The organism is Parablautia muri, assembly GCF_009917485.1.
Taxonomy (GTDB): Bacteria; Bacillota; Clostridia; order Lachnospirales; family Lachnospiraceae; genus Suilimivivens; species Suilimivivens muri.
This window is the reverse complement of sequence record NZ_QZDT01000026.1, coordinates 17,760-42,306: the sequence shown is the minus strand read 5'-3', so window position 1 is coordinate 42,306 and position 24,547 is coordinate 17,760. Positions and strand designations below refer to the sequence as shown.

The following is a 24,547-nucleotide window of genomic DNA, read 5'->3' as shown; positions in this document are numbered from 1 at the left end:
CTTGGAAGGAATCATCCGGTATATTCATACACCTGCCGGAATGCCTGCAATATCAACTCCCGCACCCTGCTCCCCGATTCCCCTATCTGCCGGAAACCGAGGATTCCCGCCCTATTGGACTGTGACTGATTGGGGATATACATTCACAGAATTATCTCCCACTATGCTTTGGCATCAAAACGATTCTGTGGTTCTTCCGCATTTACCGCTTCTTCACATGACAGCGGTATCCCTCTCTTGGCATTCCCCCACGCTTCGTTATAGATCATGCACATTTCCGTCTGTCTGGCTGCTTCCGCATTGGTGGTATACATCGTCCACCCATTATTGGAATAAGTCGCCACCATCTCCCCATTCTTATCGTAAAACTCTATGTAATCGCTGTTGCCTGACGGCAGTTTCTGATATTTCACTTTCCCTTCAAGCACAGTTGCCACAAAATCTATGGGCTTAAGCACATTCTGTCTGTTCTTGGAGACAGCTTTCAGGCCCGAAGTGATGATACCTTTTCTGTCCGGGGATACTTCCGATGTGTAACTTTTCATCAGCCTGTTAAATCCTTCTGATTTATTCTGGAACTGCCCTTTTGCATAATCTTTATAAGCCTGTTCTACAATCTGCTTCCGGTATTCTTCATCACTGATGCCGCTTTTCTTTTTGGAGAAAACATATTTATCATGAAAATCAGGCAGATGGATACCGCCTATGTTTCCCGTTCCTGAAAAGTATCTGCTCTGCAATGAACCATTGAACGAATGAATCTGCATTACCTTACCCTTTCCTGTCAATTTTCTTACACCTGGCCGATTCCCAAAAACTAGCCAGGATACCTGCCTTTCTTATCGCTCGTCCTCTTATAGAAACTGTTCTGTGAACGCATATCAGATTCGGAATCATAACCAACAGGCCACGAATCCGCCCTATTCTCATTCAGGGCTGCGCCGACTGTTATCAGCACAGAACAGTTCCAAACTTCATCTCCCGCCTTCAAATACTTTATCGGAAAAATAAAAGGAATTTCTAACCCCTACTTCATAAATGTTTCATCCGTCTACGTGAAATCGCAAATTTTATAGCTCCTATACCCATAGACAACAGACCCGCATCCCTTCCCTGACGGAGGGCTCCGATAGTAGAAGCAAGAATGCCAACTAGCGTATCCTTCCTATTTTTATGTTCAATTGCACATTTTTCAGTACTTTGAGTTTGAAACAGAAAACTGCAATCATGCTATTTTTTAACTTCTCATCTCCTGCAGAACCCATTCGATATCCCTATTAATACATATAGACTGTTTTTCAATCTCCTGCGGGCAGACCGCCTCCCCATCGTTAATACAGACATACACGGCCTTCGGATTCTCCGCCGTCATCTACCAGAAGGGATACTTGATGATCCCCGGTGTATTATAGCCAACACCTAATTCTAAAAACAAAATTTTGCTTTTCCTATGTGTATCAAGAAACTCCTCATAGCAGCCAGCATGCATATTCCATCCTTCATCCTGCACAAAAGCAGCATCTGCCCGCAAGTTCACCGTCATTGGCTTTCCACAACTCGGACATTTCGGTATCAGTTCCGTTGGAATACGCATATCCTTTTGTTCTTCTATCATACGCTTAACGAAAGTCTCATTTTCATATATATATGGCTTGCATGGTGTCTGGCATTGAAAAAGCCCATAATCTCCCTGGGTATAAAACAATCGTTCTTTTGCAAAACCCGCTTTTTGAAAACAATGGTCTACATTTGTTGTCAACACAAAATAATCTTTGTCCTTTACCAGTTCATACAGATTTTCATAAACAGGTTTTGGTGCATCCATATAGCGGTTAATGTAAATATATCGGCTCCAATATGCCCAATATTCTTCCAGACTGTCAAAAGGATAAAAGCCACCCTCATACATATTGCGAAAATGGTATTTTTCAATAAAATCCTTGAAATATTTCCAAAAGCGATCACCGCTGTAAGTAAATCCGGCAGAAGTGGAAAGCCCTGCTCCTGCACCGATAAGGATTGTATCCGTATTTTCTATTTTTTCTCTTAGCTGCTTCATTTTCTCTGCGTAGGTTTTCCCAGATTTCATGGTCATATTTCTTCTTTCATTCTGTTTCATTTGCTACTCCCTGCCTTTTTACTGCCCCACAGGACACTTTTCATAACAGTTTCCACAATACAGACAATGCTCCTGTATGAATTGATATGGCTTGCCGGTTTTTAAGCACGTTTGTGCATCCATAACTGGCACCTCCGGATTTAACCGATAATCCAAAAACGGTTTTCTTTTCTTGGTTTCATTTGCGGATAACTCCCATCACAACATCCCAATATTACAAAGCAGCGGGCTATATCTGTATCCGGAATACCCCACTCTTTCAATAATTCCGCAAGCCGAACCACAGGCTGATGCAGGCTTTCCCTCCGGCTTCGGATCTGCTGCCCCACAAGATGAACCACAGGACGATATGGCACTCCTGCCAGCAAATGCAGCGACATTTTCAAGATGACTCATGATAGTTACCTCCTTAATTTGTGACAATAGAAAATTCCCATAGCGTATTTTCTATTGTACGTTATTGATTTTGTGACCCCTTTGGTCTATACTTAGTATAAGTTGCAACAATCAAAAATAAAAGTACGCACTATTTTATTATGTAGTGAGCTTTTTCTTAGTTAGTACAAATATGAATGTTATATACTATAGGAGGTGTCCTTTATGCTGACAAAAGACGAGCTGCCAGCATGCCCTGTTGCCACAACACTAATGCTGATCGGAAATAAGTGGAAAATATTTATTGTGCAAAGACTGTTAGACCGTCCCTGGCGGTTTAATGAACTGCAAAAGGATATTCCCGGCATCAGCCAGCGGGTTTTAACAGATAACCTTCGTTCTATGGAAAATGACGGTATTATTACACGCACTGTTTATCCCGAAGTCCCTGTACGGGTGGAGTATGCCTTAAGTGAATTAGGGAATACAATGCGCCCCATCATATCATCTTTATTTGATTGGGGAATCATGTATCAATCCTTAGTTAATGCACATAAATAGTGCAGCCAGCCATTGTGCTGCATCATCCGGTATACTGCCCGTTTACCCTATGGGCAGTGGTAAGCCCCTTTTTCTCAATTTTCCTTTTATTTTTCGCAATTACATATTCTGCAGGAAAGTTTCTCAAGTCCCTTTGTCACATAGTAACCGACAAAAACCCACAATCCCATCATGGCGGTGTATTCAGAAAAAATCAGAAAGCTCCTTTTCTCGAAGCCAAACATCTGTTCATGGGGATTTTAAATTGTACTGACAATTCAGATGCCGTTTCTTTTTTTCCATGCGATAGGCACCGGAAAAAAGAAACTGGCTGGAATTGTTTATACAATACTGAGCTCAAATAAGCTGCACAAACAGATTCAGGAATTTTGAATATTTATCCAAACCATCCGCAAAACAGGCGCATTTAATGTGAAGAATCTAGGTGCAGATAATTCGCCGAACAACACTTGTCTGTTTCCTCTTTATCTGCGTCTGCTTCTTCCGTTTTAGATGTTTCCCCGCCTTCCTGTGTCTGGCCTGAGGTCGCCTGATTTTCTCCTGCACAGCCGGTCAGTGCACACATGCATACCATAACGGCAGCCAATAAAATTGCAGCTAATCTTTTTTCATTTTTATAACCATGCTCCTTTCTCAACGTGCGAATTTGTGCGCTCAAGCACAAATTTGCGGTTGAAAGAATGCAATTCTTTCAACCTAATCACCTCTCACTGCTTTGTTTTGCTTCGGCAGGGTTTTTTTGTAAGTACAAAAAAAACGCCCCTCCTGATGCCAATCAGTAAAAGAGCGTATTCATCGTATAACAAAAATGGATACCACACTTTCCGTGCCATCCATGTCAAATAAACCTTTCAGCAAATCTAAGATTCCAAAATTACAATTTTAAATCTGAGATTAAAAGCGATGCTTATAGAACTATACCTAAATGGTTATGCTCTCAAAACTATGTCCGCAAGACTATCGCTCTCTGAAGGTTTTATTTGTTGATATACTGGCTTGCGACCAATTACTCGTGGTCGGTGAAAAAATTTCCACTCCATTACACAGGCAGGTCTCCTGACTTGCGTATCATCATGCACGGCCGCCTTCCCAATTTCTCAGTGACATTTATGGCCTTGCACTCCCCGCTTACAGTGACGAGTTCGTACAGGATTTACACCTGTTTCCCTTTTAATCAGACAACTTACACTGCCTGAACCTGAATCTGACACAATATAACATTTTTGCCTAAATGTAAATCTATTTTTAATATTCTATTTAAAATTGTATAACCTTTCAGCTTATCTGAATATTAGCGGACGAAAGAATATTTGCTGGCATATGCCCTATATTTCTGCTGAAAATCCTCACTGTCATTTCTTATACTGCGAAGTGATTCATGGATATTCATATTCTGATGCGCCATATCAATCACACATCCGGCAATATTAGAGCAATGATCAGCTGTCCGTTCCAAATTAGTCAATAAGTCTGACCATATAAAGCCCACATCAATGGAGCACAATCCCTGCTGCATCCTAAGAATATGGCGCGTACGCATTTGTTCCTTCAACTGGTCAATCACCTGCTCTAAAGGTTCCACCTTAGAGGCAGCTTCCAAATCATCATACAAAAAGGCTGTTAACGACAAATCCAGAATTTCATTTACTGCCCCGCCAATGACTTGGAGCTCAAATACTGCATCAGCAGTAAACGCAAGTCCTTTCTCCTGCATTTCTTCTTCGGACTCTAAAATATTGACTGCGTGATCAGAAATCCGTTCAAAATCACCAATCATCTTAAGGAGCTTTGCCGCTTCCGCACTGTCCGCCCTGCTAATTTGCTTTGCACTTAGTTTTACAAGATAGGTTCCCAAAATATCCTCATAGTAATCTGTCTTTTCTTCCCTTTCACGAATGTTTTTGCACACAGAGCCTGCCATCTCCAAAGAATCATTGTGAAGCAGGTAAGCCACACTTTCTTTTAATGCGTCTACGGCGATCTGTGCCATATCGGCTGCCACCTTATGGCAGCGTTCTAATGCAATAGCCGGTGTGGAAAGTAAACGCTCGTCCAGTTCGGAATGTACCTCCGGCTGTTTTGCATCAGGCACAAGCCGGTTCACCAGCCTTTCAAAAAACCCCGATAAGGGCAGTATTAAAACGGTGCATAAAAGATTAAAAACAGAATGTGCCACGGCAATGCCAAACAAGGAGGCAGGTTCCTCTAAAAGTGTCAGGCTAAAAAAAACTTTTATCAGACAAAAAACCGTTATCCAGACCACTGTTCCAATTACATTAAATGACAAATGCACCATAGCGGCCCGTTTTGCATTTTTGTTGGCGCCTACTGAAGAAATCATTGCCGTTACACAGGTTCCGATATTTTGTCCCATGATAATCGGAATTGCCGCCCCGTAAGACACCCGCCCTGTAACGGCCAGTGCCTGTAAAATTCCCACCGAAGCGGAGCTTGACTGAATGACAGCTGTGAGAATTGCCCCTGCCAGCACACCCAAAATTGGATTTTGAAACATAATAAAAAGGCTTTGAAACCATGGAACACTGCGAAGCCCGGAAACAGCCCCTGACATTGTCTCCATGCCAAACATAAGCGTTGCAAAACCCAATAAAATCATACCGGTATCCTTTTTCTCATCGTTCCTACAAAACATATAGAAAATAATCCCAATCAAAGCAAGAACCGGTGTAAAGGAGGACGGCTTTAGTAGACTTACAAACACATTACCGCTTTCAATCCCCGCAAGACTCAAAACCCATGCTGTCACCGTGGTGCCAATATTCGCTCCCATAATCACATTGATTGCCTGTTTTAAAGTCATAAGCCCGGAATTTACGAATCCCACCACCATCACCGTTGTGGCCGAAGAACTTTGAATCACCGCCGTAACACCTAAACCGGTCAAAAGACCGGCCGCTTTGTTTGTAGTAAGCTTGCCAAGAAGCAACCGGAGATTTCCTCCGGCCCGGCGCTCCAAAGACTGCCCCATAATATTCATTCCAAATAAAAACAGACTTAAGCCGCCTATTAGCGTGAGTACATCAAAAATATCCATAGGCCCTTGCCTTTCTATCTCTTTTTGTCTTTTCCTATGGATTTTATTTTATCTAATATACATCAAATTTATTAGCAAGGTTTTGTAAAATTCTTGTAAAGTCATAAATACAAGCAAATTCACTTATTGTCCGTGGACGATATTTTTTGACCTTTTAGAACTTTTCTTCACACTATGCCCAGCTATCAAGCAACTTCTTTAACAACCCCTTCAAGCATTTCTGTTCCTCATCATCCAGTACAGCAAAAAGCTGGTTCTCTCCTTCTGCTTTCTGATGTTTCTCACTACTGTGATGTAAATAATGGCCACATCCACGCATTAGGCTATATAAGTCATCCGATTTGCCATGTCCAAAGTCGTCTCTACCATGTTGATGACCTCTATCATGCCCATGTCCATGACCTTCACCATAGCCCTGCCGTCCTCTCTCATCCAGATTTATCCCATCCGCATTTTCCATCCTAAACCTCCATTTTTGCCGGCAGCCCATAAATATGGCCGCCAAGCACAAATTTATTTCTGTGTTTGCAGTATTTCCTCATTGCGCGCATTTTAATAAGGTACCTTGACAATAACACAGCCACTCACATTTGTCAAGGTACCTTATTATTATAAAAAAAGTAACGAAACAGCCGGATTTATTTCTTTATCACACATACAAGTATTATCCGGTTTTTCCACTTATTTCCCAAAAATCCTTGCATATCCATAAGTCAAAGGCATATCCGCCCTACTATGCACCGCCAATCGTCTCATCAGAGAATCATCTTCCCCCCTGTTCGGGCAATCCATACTGCCGCATCCTGTACAAATACCCTCGCAGAATCTCTTAGCATCCTGCGTCAGCTCTGCCACAAAAGCTACACTTTTTTTAGGCTGCATACATAATGCCGAATTACATGCTACCCGGTTGGTAATTCCCTGTAACATTTTAGGGAGCAGCTCCAAAGGAAAATTTTCTTCACTTCCTGGAAAATGGTATCTGGCGACATGCCATTTTCCTTCCTTCAAAGTATAACGATTATAACTGCCGTAGCTTTGCAATAACAATTCACTAGCCAGAGTTTCTAGCATATAGCTTTCAAGCAGCATTCCTTTTTGGCTGTAATTTTCCTGCAATTCATCCAGTCCATATCCCAGGGAAATCACAACATCTTCATATTTCTCATCAAACTTTGCTGCCAACAGATTTCCACAAATTTGTGCATCCGATAATCTCCGTTCCCAAAAAGCTTCTGCCCTCATTCGTGGCAGCATTTCCTGAGCCACTGCCAAAAGCGTTTCCATCTGTTCCGGCGTATAATGAAATTTTTTATGCACCTTCTTTAGAAAATCAATCCCCAAAAAGTCATCCAATAAATCCGAAAAAAAAGCCGCCATCCTTTGATACCTCCTGCAAAGCGTATTTACGAAATCGTCCCTGCAAATTACACCACAGCTCTGGCGTAAGAGCCTTTTTAAGCATACCCTAAAATTCAATCCCTTTTCTTGCTTCAATTCCCTTTTCATAAGGGTGACTCACACATTTCATCTCTGTGATATAATCGGCCGCATCACGTAAAAGCCCTCCGGCTCCCCGTCCGGTAACCACCAATTCCAATTTTTTGCCGCCATCTTCTTTTCCCAGCGCCAGCAAACGCTTTAGCTTTTCCTCATCCAGCAATCGCCATTTTATGGGATAGGTCAGCTCATCCAAAACAATCATATGACAATTCCCGTTTCCCGCCACTTCCCAAAGACTGTCAAGGATACGGTTGTGAATCTCCGTAAGCTCCGCCTTATCTGCTTCGGACATGGAATGATAAAAGCCAAAATTTTTCTTGCTTCGAAGGATAGTTACATTCGGCATTCTTTCAAGCACATATAGCTCCCCGGTATCGTTCCCTTTCATAAATTGGGCGAAACAAACCTGAAAATCCCATCCCAACGCCCGTATGCAAAGTCCAATTGCCGCAGTCGTTTTCCCTTTTCCTTCGCCCGTATATAAATGTATCATTCTTACCCCCTGCATACCGCAAGCATTGCTTGCGGTACTGCCACCAAATAAAGAGTTTGAAAATTTACTTCCAAGCTTATACCTCTGCATATTGCAAGCATAGCTTGCAACACTGCATTAATAAACCGTCAACTTACAACTTCTTTTTCAAAACCACCGTTCCAAACCGTGCTACTGTTCCATTATAATCGCCTAAGAGAATCTGATATTCTCCTATCGGCAGATCCATATTTACAGGCTCACGGTTAAAATTCTGTACGAACAGATACTCTGCATCCTTAGAAGATCTCCTTGTCACCTCTACGCCTGCCGGAATTTTCTCTACCGGCAGCTCTATTCTTGCTTCTTTTACAATCTTTCCATAAAAATCATCATAAAAGTCCTGGTCAAAATCAGCACAAATATAATATGCCTGGCCTTCTCCAAAATTATTTTTGGTAAGCGCCGGCATCCCTTTATAAAAATCAGAGCCATAAACCAGCACTGCTTCCGCCGTGGAAAGCCTGACCAAATCACACAGATGACTGCAAGCATATGTATGCGCCATATGAAGCGTATTCCCTTCTACAGGTACTCCGCTATTGACTTCCCCGTCATACAGACCATCAATCTCCGTACTGCGCAGTCCCATCACGTCCATAAGCCCATGAGGCGTTCCCTCAAGGAAGCATAAATCTGTCTCGTCCACAATCCCAGACCAGTATGTCAATATAAATTTTCCGCCCTCACTTACGAATCTTCGTGCCTTCTCCTCAAACCCTGCACGAAACATATACAGCATCGGAGCCGCCACAATCTTATAGTCCTCAAGCGGCTGCTCCATGTCAATCATATCCACATCAAGTCCTAAATTGCGAAATGCGTGATAGGATTTCAACACACTTTCTTTATAAAACAAGCCATCGTTACGCGGCCCCTGGGCATCCTCCATAGCCCAGCGGCTTTCCCAATCAAACAGCACAGCAACCTTTGCTTTTGGCATAGTTCCGGCCACTTCACCAAGCCTTCTAAGGCTCTCTCCAACCTGGCTTACCTCTCCAAACACTCTCGTATCTTCACCGCCGTAATGGTCTATCACCGCACCATGGAATTTTTCACTGGAGCCTTGGCTTTGTCGGAGCTGGAAATAGAGCACACTGTCTGAGCCATGGGCCACCGCCTGCATAGACGCCGCATGGAGCATGCCCGGCTTTTTCAGCTTACTTACCGGCTGCCAATTTGTCGCAGATGGACAGCTCTCCATTAAGAAAAACGGTTCCTTCCGAAGGCTCCGCATAATATCATGCTGCATTCCACTATCCCTGGCCGTAAGAATTTCTTCCTTCTTATGCCACTGGGGATAGTTGTCCCATGACACGAAATCTATCACATCAGCAAGCTTGTGATAGTTCAGCTCACGAAAATCATACATCATATTAATCGTTGTGGGTTTGTCGCTTCCTCCATTCCGGATGGCGGCAATCTCATGTCTGATAAAGTCCAATGTGCGGTCAGTTACAAACCTTCTCCAATCCAGATTCAGCCCATGCAGCCCCGGCTCCCCTATGCTGGACGGGCTTTCTACCTGGTCAAAGCGATTGTATTTATGACTCCAAAAGGTGGTTGCCCATGCATGATTCAGGCGTTCAACCGTCTGATATCTATTCTGTATCCATTTACGGAATTCCTCCTGACACAAAGGACAGTGACACTCACCACCATATTCATTGGAAATATGCCAGGCAATCACACCTGGATGAGGGCCAAAGCGCCTTGCCAGCTCCTGATTCATAATTCTTGTCTTTTCACGATATACGGGAGATGTATAGCAATGATTATGGCGTGTCCCATATAACATGCGCCTGCGCGTCTCATCCATGCGCAGCACCTCCGGGTACTTATCTGCCATCCACTTAGGACGCGCCCCGGAAGGAGTCGCCAGAATCGTAGATATTCCATTTTCGTACAACCTATCTATTATTTCTTCCATCCACTCAAAATGAAACTTTCCCTCCTCCGGTTCCAGCACAGACCAGGAAAAAATTCCAAGAGAAACCTCATTGATTTTTGCCTTTTTAAAATATGCAATATCCTTATCCAGAATCTCTGGACTTTCCAGCCACTGTTCCGGATTATAATCTCCGCCGTGCAGTAATTTTCCAAAATTTACTTTTTTCCCCATATCCTGTCCTCCATTCTTATATGCCGTTCACAAATTTGTTGTCCAAACATACGACTATTATTACATTAATGCCTTGCTTTTGTCTATAGCATTACATATTTTAGAAATTTACCGCTGTAACAGTTCAGCCTTGCTGAACTGTTACATGCAAAATCCATTTAAAATCGCCTTCGGCGATGGGATTTTGCACTCCTTAATCATATTCTCACGGTCTCTGCAGTAAATGCACAGACCTAGCTGAATAATTACTTACCGCTGCCTTTCAAAGGACTGCCGTCTATTCAAATTTCCGGCAATATGGTATTATGTATTTAGGGTTGAACTCTTTTATATACGCTTTGGCTTTCAGCTTATTATCAAAGAGTTGCACAATAGATTGGGCAATAGGAGGAAACGTATGAAATTCAAAATGGTTCACGAGAACTACAACGTATTTGATTTGGCAAAATCTATCGCATTTTACGAGGAAGCCTTAGGCCTTAAGGAAGTGCGCCGTAATGAAGCGGAAGATGGCTCTTTTATCATTGTTTTCATGGGAAACGAAAATGGTGATTTCCAGTTAGAGCTTACATGGCTTAGGGATATGGAGCGGCCTTATAATTTAGGGGACTGCGAATTCCATCTGGCATTTCGGACAGATGATTACGAATCTGCCCATGAAAAGCATAAACAAATGGGTTGCATCTGTTATGAAAATACGGATATGGGTATTTATTTTATTGCGGATCCGGATGGATACTGGCTGGAAATAGTACCTTAAAGAGAGCACCGGCTATTTCCCAGCCGGTGCCGATTTCTTTTCCCTGCAAAAAATCCGGGCTTGCCTTTCGTTAAGGCCAGGTATCCCCATTTGTGCATAAGAAATATATTGCTTTAAATAATTTATGATACATGAACTTCCTTTGCAATCACGGCCTTATCTGCAACACTGCTGTTCATACCTTCATCCCTCATTTTGTCCCAATCGTCAAGATTCTCAAAAATAAAAATATGGAGTACGCTAATTTCTTTTCCCTGAACGGCAAACCCGGCAAAGCCTGGCATTTCCATATCGGAATAAAGGGCTTCCCCATCCTGGTTAAACACGATTGTATGGCAGGATTCATAAGACCATCCCAAAAGTTCAAACATTTCCGCATCTGTCATATCCGGATCTTTCGAAAGCAGTTTTTCCCTTCTGTCATCTGTCAGCTCACGCTGCATTCCGGGTGTCTCTACATGGACAACTACCTGATACGGTGACACCATCACATCATGGAGGGTGATATTTTCTTTCGTCTCGCCTATTTCAATGGTTTTTACATCTGTCTCATTTACCTCAAAAGGAAGCTTCATATTCCAGCTGCCATCCGTCCAATGAGATGCGGTTATTTCCTCAGCGTCAAGCATTCTGTCATCATCATAACCAAGGCCGGTGATATTTAAGCTTAGCTCTCCGCTGCCCTCAAATTTTTCTCTGAAGTTTATTTTCAGCATGCCCACAAAGGTATGGTCGTCAATTACCTCTCCCTCAAAGGTATTTTCCAACTGCTCAGGTAAACCTCCGTCCACATTCCATGTTCCGTCTACATAAAATCCGGCGGCTATCTTGTTCTCCTCCACATACATCCCCGTATAATGCCCCGGAATATGGGTGAACGCTCCATCCTCCTGCTTGATATCCACTGTAAGGAACAGAGAATATCCATCGCAGTAAACCTCTGATGCCGTCAGCGTAATCCCCTGGTCAGACACCGAATACGCTTGTGTATCTAAAGCGCCCGCCGCATCCTCCTTTGTAAGGACGGACCCCTTATCCGCATAATCACCGGAATATGTGATGTCTTCCTCAATCTTGTCAAAAATCCTTCCAATAATCGGAATCTTCGCCGCAAGCACAGGATTAAAATATCCCAGTCCGCCAATTCCTATAACGGCAGCCGCCGCTGCTGCTGCAACACCTTTTCCAATGATATTAAATACTCTCATTTTACCCTTCCCCGCCTTTCTTCGTACTCTGATTTCTCTGTCATTAATTTCCGGAGCAAGGGCTTGCTTTAAGATCTGATCCAGTTTTTCATCTGTCATATCCTATCGCCTCCAATTCTTCCTTCAACAATTTCTTTGCTTTCCGCATCCGGCTCTTGACCGTCCCTTCCGGCAGTTCAAGGATTTTAGATATCTCATTTATCTGCATATCCGCCGAATAATACAGATAAATCGGTATTCTGTATTTCTCCGGCAGAGATGCAACCAGCTTTTGGACCATGTCCACTTCGCTTTGCCGTAAAACCACCTGCTCCGGCGAAGCCTCATGTCCATCATCCGGGATCTCCCTTCCCTCATCAGACATCTCGTCCATACTGTCAGCAGGCGCCAGCCTCTGCCTGATTGCATATTTCCTTCTTTTGTTCTTCCAAAGAAAAATCGAAGTGGATAAAGCGTAGCTCTTTGTGTTCTGCGTGAAGCTTAGCTGATTCCTTTTCTCCAGCAGCTTAAGCATTGTATCCTGATACAATTCGTCTCCGGTTTCCGCATCCCCGGCGCTCATCCGGCAAAACCGCAGAATATCCTTCCCGAACCTCAGGACAAACAGCTCAAATTCATCTCTATTCATAGCAGTTATCCTCTTTCTTCCTTCAAGTCGACTTGTAGGGATTTACCCTTGCACTTATATATTGTCATGACCCCGGAAAAAAGTTTTCAGGTTTTAAAAAAATTTAAACCCTGTACAGAGTATGTACAGAGTCCACTTAAAAACGCTATTTCAGATGGCATACCCTGCATACTGTCTCATGTAAAGCTCATAATATTTTCCTTTCTGTGCAAGCAGCTCGTCATGCGCCCCGCTTTCCACAATCCTGCCATGATCCATCACCACAATCAAATCCGAATCCCGAATGGTAGAAAGCCTGTGCGCAATTACGATGCTGGTACGGTTACGCATAACCAGCTGCATCGCGTCCTGAATTGCCTTTTCTGTCCTTGTATCCACATTGGAAGTGGCTTCATCCAGAATCAAAATCCTGGGATCCGCCACAAAAGCCCGGGCAATCGCAAGGAGTTGTCTCTGCCCCTGGCTGATATTTTCACCGGAACCGGTAAGGATGGTGTCATAACCATTGGGAAGGTTACGAATCATTTCTTCGCAACGGCTCATAGATGCCGCCTGTTCTAATTGTTCTTTCGTTGCATTTTCATTGCCATATTTCAAATTATTCTCTACCGTGTTGGAGAACAAAACCGTATCCTGCAGCACAATCGCAATATTATGTCGAAGGCTTTCTCTTGCAACATCCTCCACATTCTGTCCGTTAATCAAAATTTTGCCACTGTCAATATCATAGAAGCGCATAAGCAGATTGACAATCGTTGTCTTTCCACACCCCGTAGAACCTACCAGCGCCACCTTCTGTCCCGAAGGAACAGTCAGCGTAAAATCCTGAATCATCGGCTTTCCCGGTTCATAGGAAAACTGTATGTTCTCAAATCTGACTTCAGCGTCTTCTGCCTGTTCCAGCATTCCGCCGCTTTGCTCCTCATTTTGTTCTTCCAATACTGTAAAAACCCGCTCTGCGCCTGCTATAGCCGTCTGAAGCTGCCCATAAATCTGCGCAATCTCATTGATGGGACGGCTAAACTGTCTGGCATAAACGATAAAAGCGGAAATCACCCCCACCGAAATCAATCCGTGGACAGAAAAATACCCTCCGAAAGCGGCAATCACCACAAATCCTATGTTCCCAATACAATTCAAAACAGGTCCCATGACGCCACTGAAAATATCCGTCTTTATTCCGGCTTTGGTAAGGGCATCCGCAGTATTGCAGAAATCCTCTGTGGTGATATCCTGATGGTTGTAGGCAACCACCGTTCGGTAACCGGAAATCATCTCCTCCACCGTCCCGTTCAACTGCCCAAGCAGCATCTGTCTTCTGCGGGAATACTTACGCACCTTTTGAGAGAGAAACTTTGTGGCAATCACAGTCAAAATCACCGTTGCAAAGCTGAGCAGCGCCAGCTGCCAACAGTATAACAGCATCACCGCCACCGTCCCAATAATCGTCAGCACGCCTGAAAATAAGGAGGGCAGGGCCTGGGAAACGGTTGTAGATATATTTTCAATATCGTTTGTCATACGGCTCATTACATCTCCATGGGAGTGGGTATCCAGATAAGAAACCGGGAGATCTACGATTTTTCCAAACAGCTCTCCTCTCATCCGCTTTACAATTCCCTGACTGAGCTTCGCGCTGCACATTCCCTGCAAAAGGCCGCTGGCGCTGTAAAGCAGATACACACCCCGCATAAGGGATAAAGTCTTTGCAAAGTTGCCGCCCCTTGCCCCGGCAATGATATCTACCGCATTGCTCTGTAGCCCCGGTGCCCAAACACCGCAGATGGTCCCACACACCACTACTGCCAGCATACATAAGACCATCTTTTTCTCATGCCCAAAGTAAGCTGCTATCTGTTTTAGGGTTTTCCCTGTATTTTCTGCATATTCTACCTGTCCAAATCTTTCCCTGCTCATGCCAAGGAGATTCTTTTCCACCAGCTTTTGATTATCAGATTCACGCAATTTTTTCATCCTCCTTACCGATCTGCGAACGGTATATTTCCTGGTATACCTTGCAGGACTTTAACAACTCCTCATGAGAGCCTTCCTCCAAAATCCTGCCATTTTCCATAACAAGGATTCGATCCGCCCCCCGCACAGACGCAATCCGTTGTGCAATGATAATCTTAGTACTCTTTGCGCCAAATTCCTCTAATGCCTTATAAAAATCGGACTCTGTCTTTAAGTCAAGCGCACTGGTGGAATCATCCAGTATCAGTATTTCCGCAGGCTTTAGCACAGCCCTGGCAATGGAAAGCCGCTGTTTTTGCCCGCCGGAAAGACTCATGCCGCGCTCCGCCACAATGGTTTCGTAGCCGCCCTCTGGCCCGCTTTGCCCTTTTCCTTCGTTCTTTTGCCGGATAAAATCATCAGCCTGTGCAATAATGGCTGCCGCCTTCACTTCCTTTGGCGCAGCATCCGGCTTACCCCATGCAATATTTCCCCCGATGGAAGTGCTGAACAATTCACTCTTTTGCAAAACTACTGCCACTTTTTCCCGAAGATCCTTTTGCTTATATTCCCGTACGTCCACCCCATCTACCAGGACAGTGCCTTCCACAACATCGTAAAATCTGGGAATCAAATTCACCAATGATGATTTTCCGCATCCGGTTGCGCCCAAAACCGCTACCTTTTCTCCCTGATGGACGGTAAAGTTCACATGCTCTAACACCATCTTGCCACTGTGGGGATAAGAAAAGGACACATCCCGAAATTCAATCTCACCTTTTTTTTCCGTCTCTCCACAAAAAGAACCATCCTTAAGCTCCGGCTTACTATCCAGAATTTCTTTCACTCTTTTCCAGGAAGCGTAACCTCTTGAAATATTCTGAAATAGCATTGTAAGCATAAGAACGCCGTTTAACAACTGTGTCGTATAGGTAACCGCTGCCATAATATTCCCTGGCGTTGCTCTGCCGCTGCCCGCCTCAAAAGAGCCAATCAACAAAATAGCCGCTACCACCAGATACATCATGGCATTTACCACCGGATTCATAAAGGCAAAAATCACAAGAACCTTCAACTGTGTCTGAATCAGCCCATCATTTGCCCTGCCAAACCGGAGCTTTTCATAGGTTTCACGCACACAAGCCTTAATGGTGCGGATGCCGGATATATCCTCCTGCATAATCTCGTTGATGGCATCCAGCTGTGCCTGTAAACGGGAAAAAAGCGGATTTGCCTTATGTAAACAAAATACCAGACATCCAGCAATAAAAGGAAACGCGCACACCGTAATCAGCCCAAAATCCCGATTCAGCTTAAAAATGCAGTACATACTCCCAAAGGTCAGCATAATGGTCCGAATCATGCCCCGCACAAACTGTGACACAAAATTCTGCACCTGTGTGATATCATTTGTTACGCGTGTTACCAGCGTTCCGGTTCCATATTCGTCTATCTGCGGGAAGGAAAATCCCATTACATTGCGAAAACAGTCTTTTCGCATATCGTTTCCGATATTTTGTCCCGTCAGATGAACAAAGGCATTGTTAAACGCCCCGCTCAGTCCTCCCAAAAGTACCAATCCTATCATCCCGATTCCCAGCTTCCAGATCAGCGTTAAGTCCCCAACACCATTGTTATGAAGCCCCAAAACACCATCATCCACAATCTGGCTCATAATGCCAGGCTGAATCAAATCCATAGAAACCTCGCCCACCATAAACAGGCCGGCCAAAATTCCAAAGAGAAGATATGGCTTAATGTATTTCCACATCAGTTATTTCCTCCGTTTCCGGACTGTGCTTTCCATGCCCATTCCTCCGTCCATAGTCCTTTTCATGGACATGTTCACGGCTATGGTCTTTTTCATAACCATGTCTGTGTTCACTTTCATAGTCATGCCTGCGTCCATGGTCTCCTTCATGATCCTGTCCATGCCTGTGCTTATGCCCACGCTCTCCCTCACACTTGTGCATTTGGCGTTGTTTCCTGCGTTCTTCCATGATCCTGCCATACCGATTGGTCCAGTCTGCATTCAATTTTTCAAAAAGGGACAGCAATTCTTCCTTTTCACGCTCCGACAGACAGGAAAACATCTCCTCATGCCTTTCGAAGCGCCGCCTGGCAGCATCAAGCGCCATCTGTCTTCCTTCATCCGTGAGAGATAAATTGGCGGTTCTCCTGTCCGTCTCGCTTATGGTACGCCGAATAAGTCCTGCATTTTCCAGCTTGGACAGGATTTCACTGGCGGAGCCTGGCTGTATTCCCAGCCGTATGGTCAGATCCCGCTGTGTAATCGTTTTTACTTCATCTAAAATAATCAAAATCCTTTGCTGGCTGGCCTTTCCCTCATATAAGGAGCGCATAATATGACTTAATTCCCTCATATGAACAATAAGCTTCTTATTGATATCCGTACCTTCATCGTATTTGGTACACTGCATTTTTTCAGATAAGTTTCTCGTTTCTTCCATATACAACTCCTCCATTCCTGCCCACAGACCCAATCAGAGCGCCGGCACAAGTTTGTCATTCTGAAATTATTTTGGTACCTTAATATCTTATGCTTATTTTTCATTTTTGTCAAGGTACCTAATTAATTATCAAAAAAAATATTTGACTTTCTAAAAAATTCTGCGATATAATATCAGCGTTCGAGTGGCCAAAAGGCGTAAACCCAGATACATGGATTTACGCCTTTTTACATGAAATACAGGTTATGGCAGCTTTCCTAAAAAAGACTCCTAATTATTTGTAAGAATGGAGGATTTATAATGGAACAAACAAATCAATCTTTTCTCGCTACGGAAAAGGTAGGCAGGCTGATGCAAAAGTACGCGGTTCCCTGTATCATTTCCCTGCTAGTAGGCGCACTATACAACATTGTTGACCAGATTTTTATTGCTAATGCTGATTATCTTGGCTCTTACGGCAACGCCGCTAATACGGTCGTATTCCCCCTTACAGTTATTGCCCTGGCAATTGCGGTTATGATCGGAGATGGGTGCTGTGCTTTTGTAAGCTTAAGTCTGGGAAAAGGGCGGCCAGAGGATGCCAAAATCAGTATTGGAAATGCCATCGTACTCACAACAGCCGGCGGCATCATTTTGTGTGCTGCCTATCTTCTTTTTATGGATCCTATCATTTCCATGTTTGGCGGCACGGTTAACGCCGAAACCTTCCGGCATTCTAAAGAATATTTCCTTTATATTTCGCTGGGAATTCCATTTTACATGTTTGGTCAGGCAATGAATCCGGTAATACGTGCTGACGGGAATCCCAAATTCGCAATGCTTTCTACACTTGCAGGAGCTGTCATCAACATAATACTTGACCCTGTCTTTATCTTCGTATTTCAATGGGGAATGATGGGGGCTGCCATTGCAACTGTACTTGGCCAAATTGTCACGGCATTTCTTGCTCTCTGGTATCTTGGCCATATAAAATCCGTTCAGCTATCAAAAACCGCATTTCTCTTAAAAGGAAACATTGTAAAAAGTTCCCTGACACTGGGAATCTGCAGCTTTCTCTCTCAGATTTCCCTTGTTGCCGCAATGGCTGCCATCAATAATATGATTCGTCACTACAGCGCAATAGACGCTATTTTCGGCCAGGAACAATATGCGCAAATTCCAATGGCCGTTGTGGGCATTGTAATGAAGTTTTTCCAGATTGTCATTTCCATTGTCGTGGGTATGGCCGCAGGGTGCATTCCAATTGTAGGCTTTAATATGGGCGCCGGATTAAGGCCCCGCGTAAAAAGTCTCTTTACAAAGCTACTTACCTGTGAGGCGCTCATCGGCTTAATCGCGCTATTAATTGTAGAGCTTTTGCCCGGACAGCTTATCGCCATATTCGGCGCGGCAAATGAAAGCGTATACTATTCGGATTTCGCCATCAAAGCATTCCGCATTTATTTATGTATGGTCATCTTTGCCTGTTTAAACAAGGCGGCCTTCATCTTTTTGCAGGCAATGGGAAAGGCCGCTGCCTCCACGATTCTTTCCATGATACGTGAGATTGTATTCGGGGTAGGCTTCGCGCTCTTGCTTCCAAAATTCTTTGGTCTTGACGGTGTACTTTATTCCATGCCTGTGTCGGATGTCCTTACGGCAGTTGTTTCCGCTGTCATAATTGCTTCCACCTATAAGGAACTTACCTCTGACACACATACCGCTTAATACAAAGCGCTGCCATGCTTTTCATACTTTCATTTCCCGGCTTACTTTCGCAAAATATAGAAGATTAAGCAAAATACCAAATACCGTTGCGCAGGGTGCCGCCAAACCAATCATGGTAAGACTTGCATCCGGCCGGATGCTCATGAAATAGGACATGGGCAGACGCACCATAAAGGTCTGGCTGATTCCCTGCAGCATCACAAACAATGTCTTCGAATGCCCGTTGTAATAGCCTATAAAACTAAAGAGGATTGCCGTTACCACTGCCTCCGGCGCAAAGCCCTTTAAATATTCCGCCGCACGTGCAATAACAGCCGCATCCTTTGAGAAAATAGCGGCAAGCAAATCCCCACGGGTAAAAGAAAAAATTGCGATAAAAATACCAATGCCACATCCTATCATCATCCCCATCGCCATTGCTTTCCTTGCGCGCTTCTCCTGTCCTGCCCCTACATTCTGGGCTACAAAGGAGGCCATGGATTGCATAAGCGCCCCAGGCACCAGCATAACAAAGCTTACGATCTTATTGGCCACGCCATAACCTGAAGATGCGTCCAGTCCCAGTCTGTTAATAAAGGCGCATAATGCCAAAAAGGAAAGCTGGGTTAAAACTTCCTGAAATGCAATAGGGGTTCCTACCTGTATAAATTTATTGATTTCCGGATTGAAACGGATATATTCTTTTTTCATCACAAAGGGCTGCTCCCGTCCTTTGATGATTATGATAGACAAGATAACACTGACTGCCTGGGCCATCACTGTTGCAAGAGCCGCCCCTGCCACATTCCACTTAAAGACTGCAATGAACAACAAATCGCCTACAATATTTACAACACACGCAATTCCCACAAAAATCAGCGGCATATTAGAATCGCCGATTCCACGGGAAATGCTGCTGATTACGTTATATGCAATGATAAAGAAAATCCCTCCGCCACAAATCCGGACATATAATACTGTCAAATCCAAGGCTTCCTCTGGCGCCTGCATTAGAATCGCAAGGGGCCTTGCAAAAATCAGCATAAATGCTGCAATCACAAAGGATAACACCAAAAACAGCCAAATTGCGCCGCCTACCACCTGTCCCACTTTTTCCGGCTTCTTTTCTCCAAAATACTGCCCCATTACAATTGTAACTCCCATTGTGAGTCCTGTGATTGTAAAGGTAATCAGGTTTACAATACTGCTTCCTGTAGACACTCCTGAAATTCCAGCGGTGGTTCCAAACTGCCCTACCACAAGAATATCTACCGCTCCATACATTGCCTGCAAGACCAAAGCCCCAAGGATTGGTATCATAAATCGAAGCAGCTTGGAAACAATACTTCCCTGTGTAAAATCATTTTTATTTTCTACCATCATATTTAACCTCCATGCTTTCTCTATATTGCTTTGGTGTACACCCTACATATTTTTTAAACTGCCTGTTAAAGTTAGACAAATTCTGGAACCCACTCGCAAACGCAATCTCCAATGACGGTTCCCCGGAGTTTCGCAGCATTTCGCAGGCAAGCTTGATTCTAAGCTGGATAATATATTCCATGGCACTGACGCCCACTGTTTTCTTAAAACGGTACATAAAATAGCTTTTACTAAGATGGGCCAGCTGTGCCAGTCTATCTATGTTGATATTCTCCCGATAGTTCAAATTAATAAACACCAATATCTCCCTGAGGCTCTCTATCTGTCTTTCATCCTGATTCTTCACCGTCACAATGCAGTCTGACTGCTCCAGCAGCCACAGGAAACGGAGCAGCTCACTTTTCATGTATAAATCCGCAATCGGCGTATTATCTTTCACACAAATAAAAATCTGCTCCACACATTCCCTGATTTTCTCATAAGCTTCATTCCTTTTAGAAACAGGCATCACAATCCTGCGGTTTCCATTCACAATCGGTTCTATGCAGGAAATACCGCACCGTTCTTCCTTCCCAATTCCAAGCAATTCCTCCCGAAACACCAATGTGTTGTAAACCTGCGCATCATGCGCATAAGGATACAGTGCGTGAAGCATGTTAGGCGGTACTACAATAATATCACCGGCATCTGCTATAAACTTATCCTCTCCACAGGTAAATTCACTTCTGCCGCTTATTATATAATTCAGTTCAAACTCATTGTGCCAGTGCAAAGGCACAAACGGAAATCGGTCGGGCACCCTGCATTCAAAAAAATCATAGGGGATTCTCACTGAGCCATGCTTTCTCTTTTCTTTAGAAGATAAACGATTCACCTTTCTCTCCTCTATAAATGAAAGTCAAAAAATACCTTTCAGCTCAATGTGTCAAAACAGCTTTAAAAGTATTTTAGTATCATTTTTTAGTATTATATCAGTTGTTTCTTTAATATTTTAAGATTATTATATCATTAAACAAATCAAATACAAACAGAAGGGAGCTTATCTTATGGCACAATGGCTTGACAATGCAATTTTTTATGAAATTTATCCGCAGTCTTTTAAGGATACCAACAGCGATGGTATTGGGGATTTCAATGGAATTATTGAAAAACTGGACTATATCAAAGACTTAGGCTGCAACGCAATCTGGTTAAATCCATGCTTTGAATCACCTTTTGGAGATGCCGGATATGATGTGGCAGATTATTGTAAAACGGCGCCCCGTTACGGTACCAATGATGACCTAAAGCGCCTTTTTGATGAAGTTCATAAACGTGATATGCACATACTCCTTGACCTTGTTCCCGGCCACACCTCCGTGGAGCATCCTTGGTTTAAGGAATCCATGAAACCGGGCCGCAATGAGTTTACCGACCGCTATGTATGGACGAACAGCATCTGGGAAGCGCCCCAGAGCATGGGCTGCCTTCGGGCAATTTCCGACCGTGACGGCTCCTGTGCGGTAAACTTTTTCTCCAACCAGCCTTCTCTAAACTATGGCTTCTATAAGCCGGAGCTGCCCTGGCAGCAGTCCATGGATGACCCGGGCCCTAAAGCCACCGTTGAAGCGCTTAAGGATATTATGCGTTTCTGGTTAAAAATGGGCTGCGATGGATTCCGTGTAGATATGGCAGGTTCTCTTGTAAAGCACGATGACGACGGCAAAGGCACCACCAAGCTCTGGCAGGGTATCCGCGCTTTCCTGGATAAAGAATTCCCGGATGCAGCCATGGTATCTGAGTGGAGCAAACCAAAAAACTCCTTAGCCGGAGGTTTCCATATGGATTTTATCTTATTCCACGGTCCTGCTGACCCTAACAACCTGTTTCGTTCTCCTGAACCATTTTTTGCAAGCCGTGGAAAAGGCGATATCTCTAAATTTGTTAAGAAGTACAAAGAAGATTACGAAGAAACAGCACGTAAAGGTTTGATCTGCATTCCTTCCGGCAATCACGATGTAGATCGTATCGCCAGACATCTCCATGGAGATGAGCTGAAATTTGCTTTTGCTTTCCTGCTCTCCATGCCTGGTGCACCTTTCATTTACTATGGTGATGAAATCGGTATGCGCTATGTAGAAGGCTTAGATTCCGTGGAAGGCGGCTACAACAGAACCGGCTCCCGTTCTCCTATGCAGTGGGATGACGGTGTAAACGCTGGCTTTAGCTTTGCAAGCAAAGAAAAGTTATATATTCCTTTGGATGAAAGCCCGGACCGTCCTACCGTGCAAAATCAGATGGCCGATACATCTTCTCTGTACCATGAAGTAAAACGGCTGATTGCGCTGCGCCAGGCACATCCCGCATTACAGAGTAAAGGGGAAATAGATTTCCTTTATGCGGAAGAAAATACTTATCCTTTTGCTTACCTTAGAAGCATCGGGGATGAAAAAATACTTGTTATCCTAAATCCATCCAACAAGGACACCACATTTGACTGCGCTTATCCTCTGGAAAATGAATTATATACCTTTGGCAGCAAAATGAGCTCCATAAGCGGTAAAGTAACAGTTCCTGCCAAGTCATTTGCATTCTATCAGGTTTCATAAAACCATACCTTTTCTTATACGCCCATGCATATCGCAGGCACAGCCTGCGATATGCATGGGCTCTGTTGAAAGGGAGGCGCTGCCGGCGCAGATCTGGCAGACGCCCTGGCCGTTCAAGTAAAACACCAAGCGCCAGTTTCCTATCTTGTCAAATCCTGTACCCATTTATACTTCCGAAAGCGTATCATCACCCATGGGATTTTTCCCACCTCATCCAGACAGGTACAGGCATAAACCGCAAGGGGCGACCAATGAAGGACAAATGCCCCTACAAGTGCCAGTGGAATAGCGATTAACCACATACATACAATCAGACTGTACATATCAAACAGGGTATCGCCGCCTCCATCCAGCACTCCGTTTATCGTAACAGAATTTACGGCCCGCCCGATCATATAGATGGACATGATTACCATCATCCCCGTAAGATATCCCCTTGCCTGGTCTGTCAGAATAACCATCCGCACCACAAACGGTGTTACTGCAAGCACCAGCGCCGTAGATATGAATCCGATGATGTAGGAAAGATTCTTAAGCTTTATTCCATATGCTTTCCCCACATCAAGACGTCCTGCGCCAAGTTCATTTCCTACCATAATCCCCGCTGCACCGCCAATACCATTGCACATGCAGCAAATCAAATCCCGTACCACTGCTGCCACAGAGTTTGCCGCCGCAGCGTCAGTTCCCACATGTCCCATAATTGCAGTATAGGATGTGAACCCTACACCCCAACACAGCGAACCACCCATAAGAGGCAGGCACTGCCTTATAAAATCAGATTTCAACTGTTTAGGCAGCTGCATAAATCTGTCAAACGCAGGACGAATGTAAGAGCCTTTTGACGATATGGCAATACATAGCGCCAGCTCTATCACACGGGAAATTGTAGTGGCAACTGCCGCTCCTCTTGCCTGCATTTTGGGCGCTCCAAACAGCCCAAATATAAAAACGGCATTGAGACATATGTTAAGGAGCACCGCACATGAACTGATAAGCGCTCCGGGCTTTACATGTTCTGACACCTTCATGATTGTCAGATAGCATTGGGATACCCCTGTAAGCAGATATGACCAGCCTGCAATACGCAGATAAGCGCTGCCAATGACAATCAGTGGCGCATCATGCGTAAAAATATGCATAAGCAGCTCCGGCGCCAATTCACATCCTAAAAAGAAGATAAGAGACACGATACCGCTAAAACGAAGCATAATATTAAAAATATCTTCCAGCGTATGCTTGTCCCCTTTTCCCCAATATTGCGCACCAAGAATGGCTCCCGCTCCTGTAACTGCCATGATAAACATGTTCTGGACAAACTGAATCTGAGTTGCCAGGGAAACTGCTGTCATTTCATTCTGGGCAACCTTCCCCAGCATCAGCGCATCGCCGGCAGCCACCGCTGCAAGCATCAGGCTCTGAAGGGCAATCGGGAGAGCCAGCCTCGTCAGATTACGATAAAACTCCTTTTTGTTAATCGACACTGCCTGTTTCTTTTCTTTCATAAAAATCCTCCATGCTGCCAACATCTGCCAATTTGGGCGTTGGCGCAAATTTGTCTGTGAAAAATTTATTTTTCACAGTAAACCACCCTCATTTCTTT

Annotated in this window: 23 protein-coding genes and 1 riboswitch; of the genes, 4 read left to right on the top strand and 19 right to left on the bottom strand. The window is 44.1% G+C overall.

Annotated features, from left to right (window positions below; translation table 11 throughout):
- Positions 1–161 precede the first annotated feature (161 nt).
- The 4 genes from D5281_RS15170 to D5281_RS15155 all read right to left on the bottom strand — a co-directional run bounded on the left by D5281_RS15170 (position 162) and on the right by D5281_RS15155 (position 2,499).
- Positions 162–788 (bottom strand): hypothetical protein, encoded by a 627-nt coding sequence (locus D5281_RS15170; protein ID WP_277935389.1) that lies wholly within the window; start codon positions 786–788, stop codon positions 162–164.
- A 584-nt stretch (positions 789–1,372) separates the two neighbouring features.
- A complete protein-coding gene (locus D5281_RS15165) occupies positions 1,373–2,119 on the bottom strand; it encodes a hypothetical protein (protein ID WP_330585053.1) in 747 nt (248 codons plus the stop codon).
- Positions 2,120–2,137: 18 nt separating this feature from the next.
- Complete coding sequence (locus tag D5281_RS15160; RefSeq protein WP_160560964.1) at positions 2,138–2,242, bottom strand: 4Fe-4S binding protein; 105 nt, start codon at positions 2,240–2,242, stop codon at positions 2,138–2,140.
- A gap of 17 nt (positions 2,243–2,259) precedes the next feature.
- On the bottom strand, positions 2,260–2,499 hold the full coding sequence (locus tag D5281_RS15155; RefSeq protein WP_160560963.1) for a hypothetical protein: 240 nt from the start codon (positions 2,497–2,499) through the stop codon (positions 2,260–2,262).
- A 220-nt stretch (positions 2,500–2,719) separates the two neighbouring features.
- On the opposite strand from D5281_RS15155, the gene D5281_RS15150 reads away from it, so the two are divergent.
- The gene (locus tag D5281_RS15150; RefSeq protein WP_160560962.1) at positions 2,720–3,055 is read left to right on the top strand and encodes a winged helix-turn-helix transcriptional regulator; all 336 of its coding nucleotides are present in this window, start codon (positions 2,720–2,722) and stop codon (positions 3,053–3,055) included.
- Positions 3,056–3,461: 406 nt separating this feature from the next.
- On the opposite strand, the gene D5281_RS15145 is transcribed toward D5281_RS15150, so the two are convergent.
- From D5281_RS15145 to D5281_RS15120, 6 genes are all read right to left on the bottom strand, one after another.
- Entirely contained in the window at positions 3,462–3,713 is a 252-nt protein-coding gene (locus tag D5281_RS15145; RefSeq protein WP_160560961.1) for a hypothetical protein, read from the bottom strand.
- Positions 3,714–4,084: 371 nt separating this feature from the next.
- A riboswitch (cobalamin riboswitch) is annotated at positions 4,085–4,272 on the bottom strand.
- Between the two features lie 74 nt (positions 4,273–4,346).
- Positions 4,347–6,110, bottom strand: a complete 1,764-nt coding sequence (locus tag D5281_RS15140; protein ID WP_160560960.1) for a Na/Pi cotransporter family protein — start codon at positions 6,108–6,110, stop codon at positions 4,347–4,349.
- Positions 6,111–6,282: 172 nt separating this feature from the next.
- Positions 6,283–6,570, bottom strand: coding sequence for a hypothetical protein (locus D5281_RS15135; RefSeq protein ID WP_160560959.1), 288 nt, complete (start codon positions 6,568–6,570; stop codon positions 6,283–6,285).
- 221 nt (positions 6,571–6,791) lie between these two features.
- Positions 6,792–7,490: a hypothetical protein gene (locus tag D5281_RS15130; RefSeq protein ID WP_160560958.1), complete on the bottom strand. Its 699-nt coding sequence runs from the start codon at positions 7,488–7,490 to the stop codon at positions 6,792–6,794.
- Positions 7,491–7,578: 88 nt separating this feature from the next.
- Entirely contained in the window at positions 7,579–8,106 is a 528-nt protein-coding gene (locus D5281_RS15125) for a cob(I)yrinic acid a,c-diamide adenosyltransferase (RefSeq protein ID WP_160560957.1), read from the bottom strand.
- Positions 8,107–8,239: 133 nt separating this feature from the next.
- Positions 8,240–10,267: a beta-galactosidase gene (locus tag D5281_RS15120; RefSeq protein ID WP_160560956.1), complete on the bottom strand. Its 2,028-nt coding sequence runs from the start codon at positions 10,265–10,267 to the stop codon at positions 8,240–8,242.
- A 397-nt stretch (positions 10,268–10,664) separates the two neighbouring features.
- Here D5281_RS15120 and D5281_RS15115 point away from each other — a divergent pair, with 397 nt between their 5' ends.
- Positions 10,665–11,027: a VOC family protein gene (locus D5281_RS15115; protein WP_160560955.1), complete on the top strand. Its 363-nt coding sequence runs from the start codon at positions 10,665–10,667 to the stop codon at positions 11,025–11,027.
- A 122-nt stretch (positions 11,028–11,149) separates the two neighbouring features.
- Here D5281_RS15115 and D5281_RS15110 read toward each other — a convergent pair whose 3' ends face one another.
- The 5 genes from D5281_RS15110 to D5281_RS15090 all read right to left on the bottom strand — a co-directional run bounded on the left by D5281_RS15110 (position 11,150) and on the right by D5281_RS15090 (position 17,287).
- Positions 11,150–12,334 carry a DUF4179 domain-containing protein gene (locus tag D5281_RS15110; protein WP_160560954.1) on the bottom strand — a complete coding sequence of 395 codons (1,185 nt, stop codon included), beginning with the start codon at positions 12,332–12,334 and terminating at the stop codon, positions 11,150–11,152.
- Positions 12,324–12,863: an RNA polymerase sigma factor gene (locus D5281_RS15105; protein ID WP_160560953.1), complete on the bottom strand. Its 540-nt coding sequence runs from the start codon at positions 12,861–12,863 to the stop codon at positions 12,324–12,326. The genes D5281_RS15110 and D5281_RS15105 overlap by 11 nt, the downstream gene beginning before the upstream one ends.
- A gap of 150 nt (positions 12,864–13,013) precedes the next feature.
- Positions 13,014–14,837 (bottom strand): ABC transporter ATP-binding protein, encoded by a 1,824-nt coding sequence (locus D5281_RS15100; RefSeq protein WP_160560952.1) that lies wholly within the window; start codon positions 14,835–14,837, stop codon positions 13,014–13,016.
- Complete coding sequence (locus tag D5281_RS15095; RefSeq protein ID WP_160560951.1) at positions 14,821–16,587, bottom strand: ABC transporter ATP-binding protein; 1,767 nt, start codon at positions 16,585–16,587, stop codon at positions 14,821–14,823. Before D5281_RS15095 ends, D5281_RS15100 begins: the two co-directional genes overlap by 17 nt.
- Entirely contained in the window at positions 16,571–17,287 is a 717-nt protein-coding gene (locus D5281_RS15090) for a MarR family winged helix-turn-helix transcriptional regulator (RefSeq protein WP_160560950.1), read from the bottom strand. Before D5281_RS15090 ends, D5281_RS15095 begins: the two co-directional genes overlap by 17 nt.
- A gap of 300 nt (positions 17,288–17,587) precedes the next feature.
- Between D5281_RS15090 and D5281_RS15085 the strand changes: the two genes are divergently transcribed.
- Complete coding sequence (locus D5281_RS15085; protein ID WP_160560949.1) at positions 17,588–18,994, top strand: MATE family efflux transporter; 1,407 nt, start codon at positions 17,588–17,590, stop codon at positions 18,992–18,994.
- Positions 18,995–19,015: 21 nt separating this feature from the next.
- On the opposite strand, the gene D5281_RS15080 is transcribed toward D5281_RS15085, so the two are convergent.
- Both D5281_RS15080 and D5281_RS15075 read right to left on the bottom strand, forming a co-directional pair.
- Complete coding sequence (locus D5281_RS15080; protein WP_160560948.1) at positions 19,016–20,356, bottom strand: MATE family efflux transporter; 1,341 nt, start codon at positions 20,354–20,356, stop codon at positions 19,016–19,018.
- Complete coding sequence (locus tag D5281_RS15075; RefSeq protein WP_160560947.1) at positions 20,340–21,230, bottom strand: helix-turn-helix domain-containing protein; 891 nt, start codon at positions 21,228–21,230, stop codon at positions 20,340–20,342. Before D5281_RS15075 ends, D5281_RS15080 begins: the two co-directional genes overlap by 17 nt.
- Positions 21,231–21,402: 172 nt before the next feature.
- Between D5281_RS15075 and D5281_RS15070 the strand changes: the two genes are divergently transcribed.
- On the top strand, positions 21,403–22,944 hold the full coding sequence (locus D5281_RS15070; protein WP_160560946.1) for an alpha-amylase family glycosyl hydrolase: 1,542 nt from the start codon (positions 21,403–21,405) through the stop codon (positions 22,942–22,944).
- Here D5281_RS15070 and D5281_RS15065 read toward each other — a convergent pair.
- Both D5281_RS15065 and D5281_RS15060 read right to left on the bottom strand, forming a co-directional pair.
- Positions 22,939–23,109: a hypothetical protein gene (locus D5281_RS15065; RefSeq protein ID WP_160560945.1), complete on the bottom strand. Its 171-nt coding sequence runs from the start codon at positions 23,107–23,109 to the stop codon at positions 22,939–22,941. The two genes, D5281_RS15070 and D5281_RS15065, sit on opposite strands and share 6 nt — an antisense overlap.
- Positions 23,085–24,449 carry an MATE family efflux transporter gene (locus D5281_RS15060; RefSeq protein WP_160560944.1) on the bottom strand — a complete coding sequence of 455 codons (1,365 nt, stop codon included), beginning with the start codon at positions 24,447–24,449 and terminating at the stop codon, positions 23,085–23,087. The genes D5281_RS15065 and D5281_RS15060 overlap by 25 nt, the downstream gene beginning before the upstream one ends.
- Positions 24,450–24,547 lie beyond the last annotated feature (98 nt).

Bases quoted from the DNA above. Each gene is read 5' to 3' on its own strand.
- D5281_RS15165 (WP_330585053.1), bottom strand. From the start codon at position 2,119: ATGAAACAGAATGAAAGAAGAAATATGACCATGAAATCTGGGAAAACC.
- D5281_RS15160 (WP_160560964.1), bottom strand. From the start codon at position 2,242: ATGGATGCACAAACGTGCTTAAAAACCGGCAAGCCATATCAATTCATA.
- D5281_RS15155 (WP_160560963.1), bottom strand. From the start codon at position 2,499: ATGTCGCTGCATTTGCTGGCAGGAGTGCCATATCGTCCTGTGGTTCAT.
- D5281_RS15150 (WP_160560962.1), top strand. From the start codon at position 2,720: ATGCTGACAAAAGACGAGCTGCCAGCATGCCCTGTTGCCACAACACTA.
- D5281_RS15140 (WP_160560960.1), bottom strand. From the start codon at position 6,110: ATGGATATTTTTGATGTACTCACGCTAATAGGCGGCTTAAGTCTGTTT.
- D5281_RS15135 (WP_160560959.1), bottom strand. From the start codon at position 6,570: ATGGAAAATGCGGATGGGATAAATCTGGATGAGAGAGGACGGCAGGGC.
- D5281_RS15130 (WP_160560958.1), bottom strand. From the start codon at position 7,490: ATGGCGGCTTTTTTTTCGGATTTATTGGATGACTTTTTGGGGATTGAT.
- D5281_RS15125 (WP_160560957.1), bottom strand. From the start codon at position 8,106: ATGATACATTTATATACGGGCGAAGGAAAAGGGAAAACGACTGCGGCA.
- D5281_RS15120 (WP_160560956.1), bottom strand. From the start codon at position 10,267: ATGGGGAAAAAAGTAAATTTTGGAAAATTACTGCACGGCGGAGATTAT.
- D5281_RS15115 (WP_160560955.1), top strand. From the start codon at position 10,665: ATGAAATTCAAAATGGTTCACGAGAACTACAACGTATTTGATTTGGCA.
- D5281_RS15110 (WP_160560954.1), bottom strand. From the start codon at position 12,334: ATGACAGATGAAAAACTGGATCAGATCTTAAAGCAAGCCCTTGCTCCG.
- D5281_RS15105 (WP_160560953.1), bottom strand. From the start codon at position 12,863: ATGAATAGAGATGAATTTGAGCTGTTTGTCCTGAGGTTCGGGAAGGAT.
- D5281_RS15100 (WP_160560952.1), bottom strand. From the start codon at position 14,837: ATGAAAAAATTGCGTGAATCTGATAATCAAAAGCTGGTGGAAAAGAAT.
- D5281_RS15095 (WP_160560951.1), bottom strand. From the start codon at position 16,587: ATGTGGAAATACATTAAGCCATATCTTCTCTTTGGAATTTTGGCCGGC.
- D5281_RS15090 (WP_160560950.1), bottom strand. From the start codon at position 17,287: ATGGAAGAAACGAGAAACTTATCTGAAAAAATGCAGTGTACCAAATAC.
- D5281_RS15085 (WP_160560949.1), top strand. From the start codon at position 17,588: ATGGAACAAACAAATCAATCTTTTCTCGCTACGGAAAAGGTAGGCAGG.
- D5281_RS15080 (WP_160560948.1), bottom strand. From the start codon at position 20,356: ATGATGGTAGAAAATAAAAATGATTTTACACAGGGAAGTATTGTTTCC.
- D5281_RS15070 (WP_160560946.1), top strand. From the start codon at position 21,403: ATGGCACAATGGCTTGACAATGCAATTTTTTATGAAATTTATCCGCAG.
- D5281_RS15065 (WP_160560945.1), bottom strand. From the start codon at position 23,109: ATGGGTACAGGATTTGACAAGATAGGAAACTGGCGCTTGGTGTTTTAC.
- D5281_RS15060 (WP_160560944.1), bottom strand. From the start codon at position 24,449: ATGAAAGAAAAGAAACAGGCAGTGTCGATTAACAAAAAGGAGTTTTAT.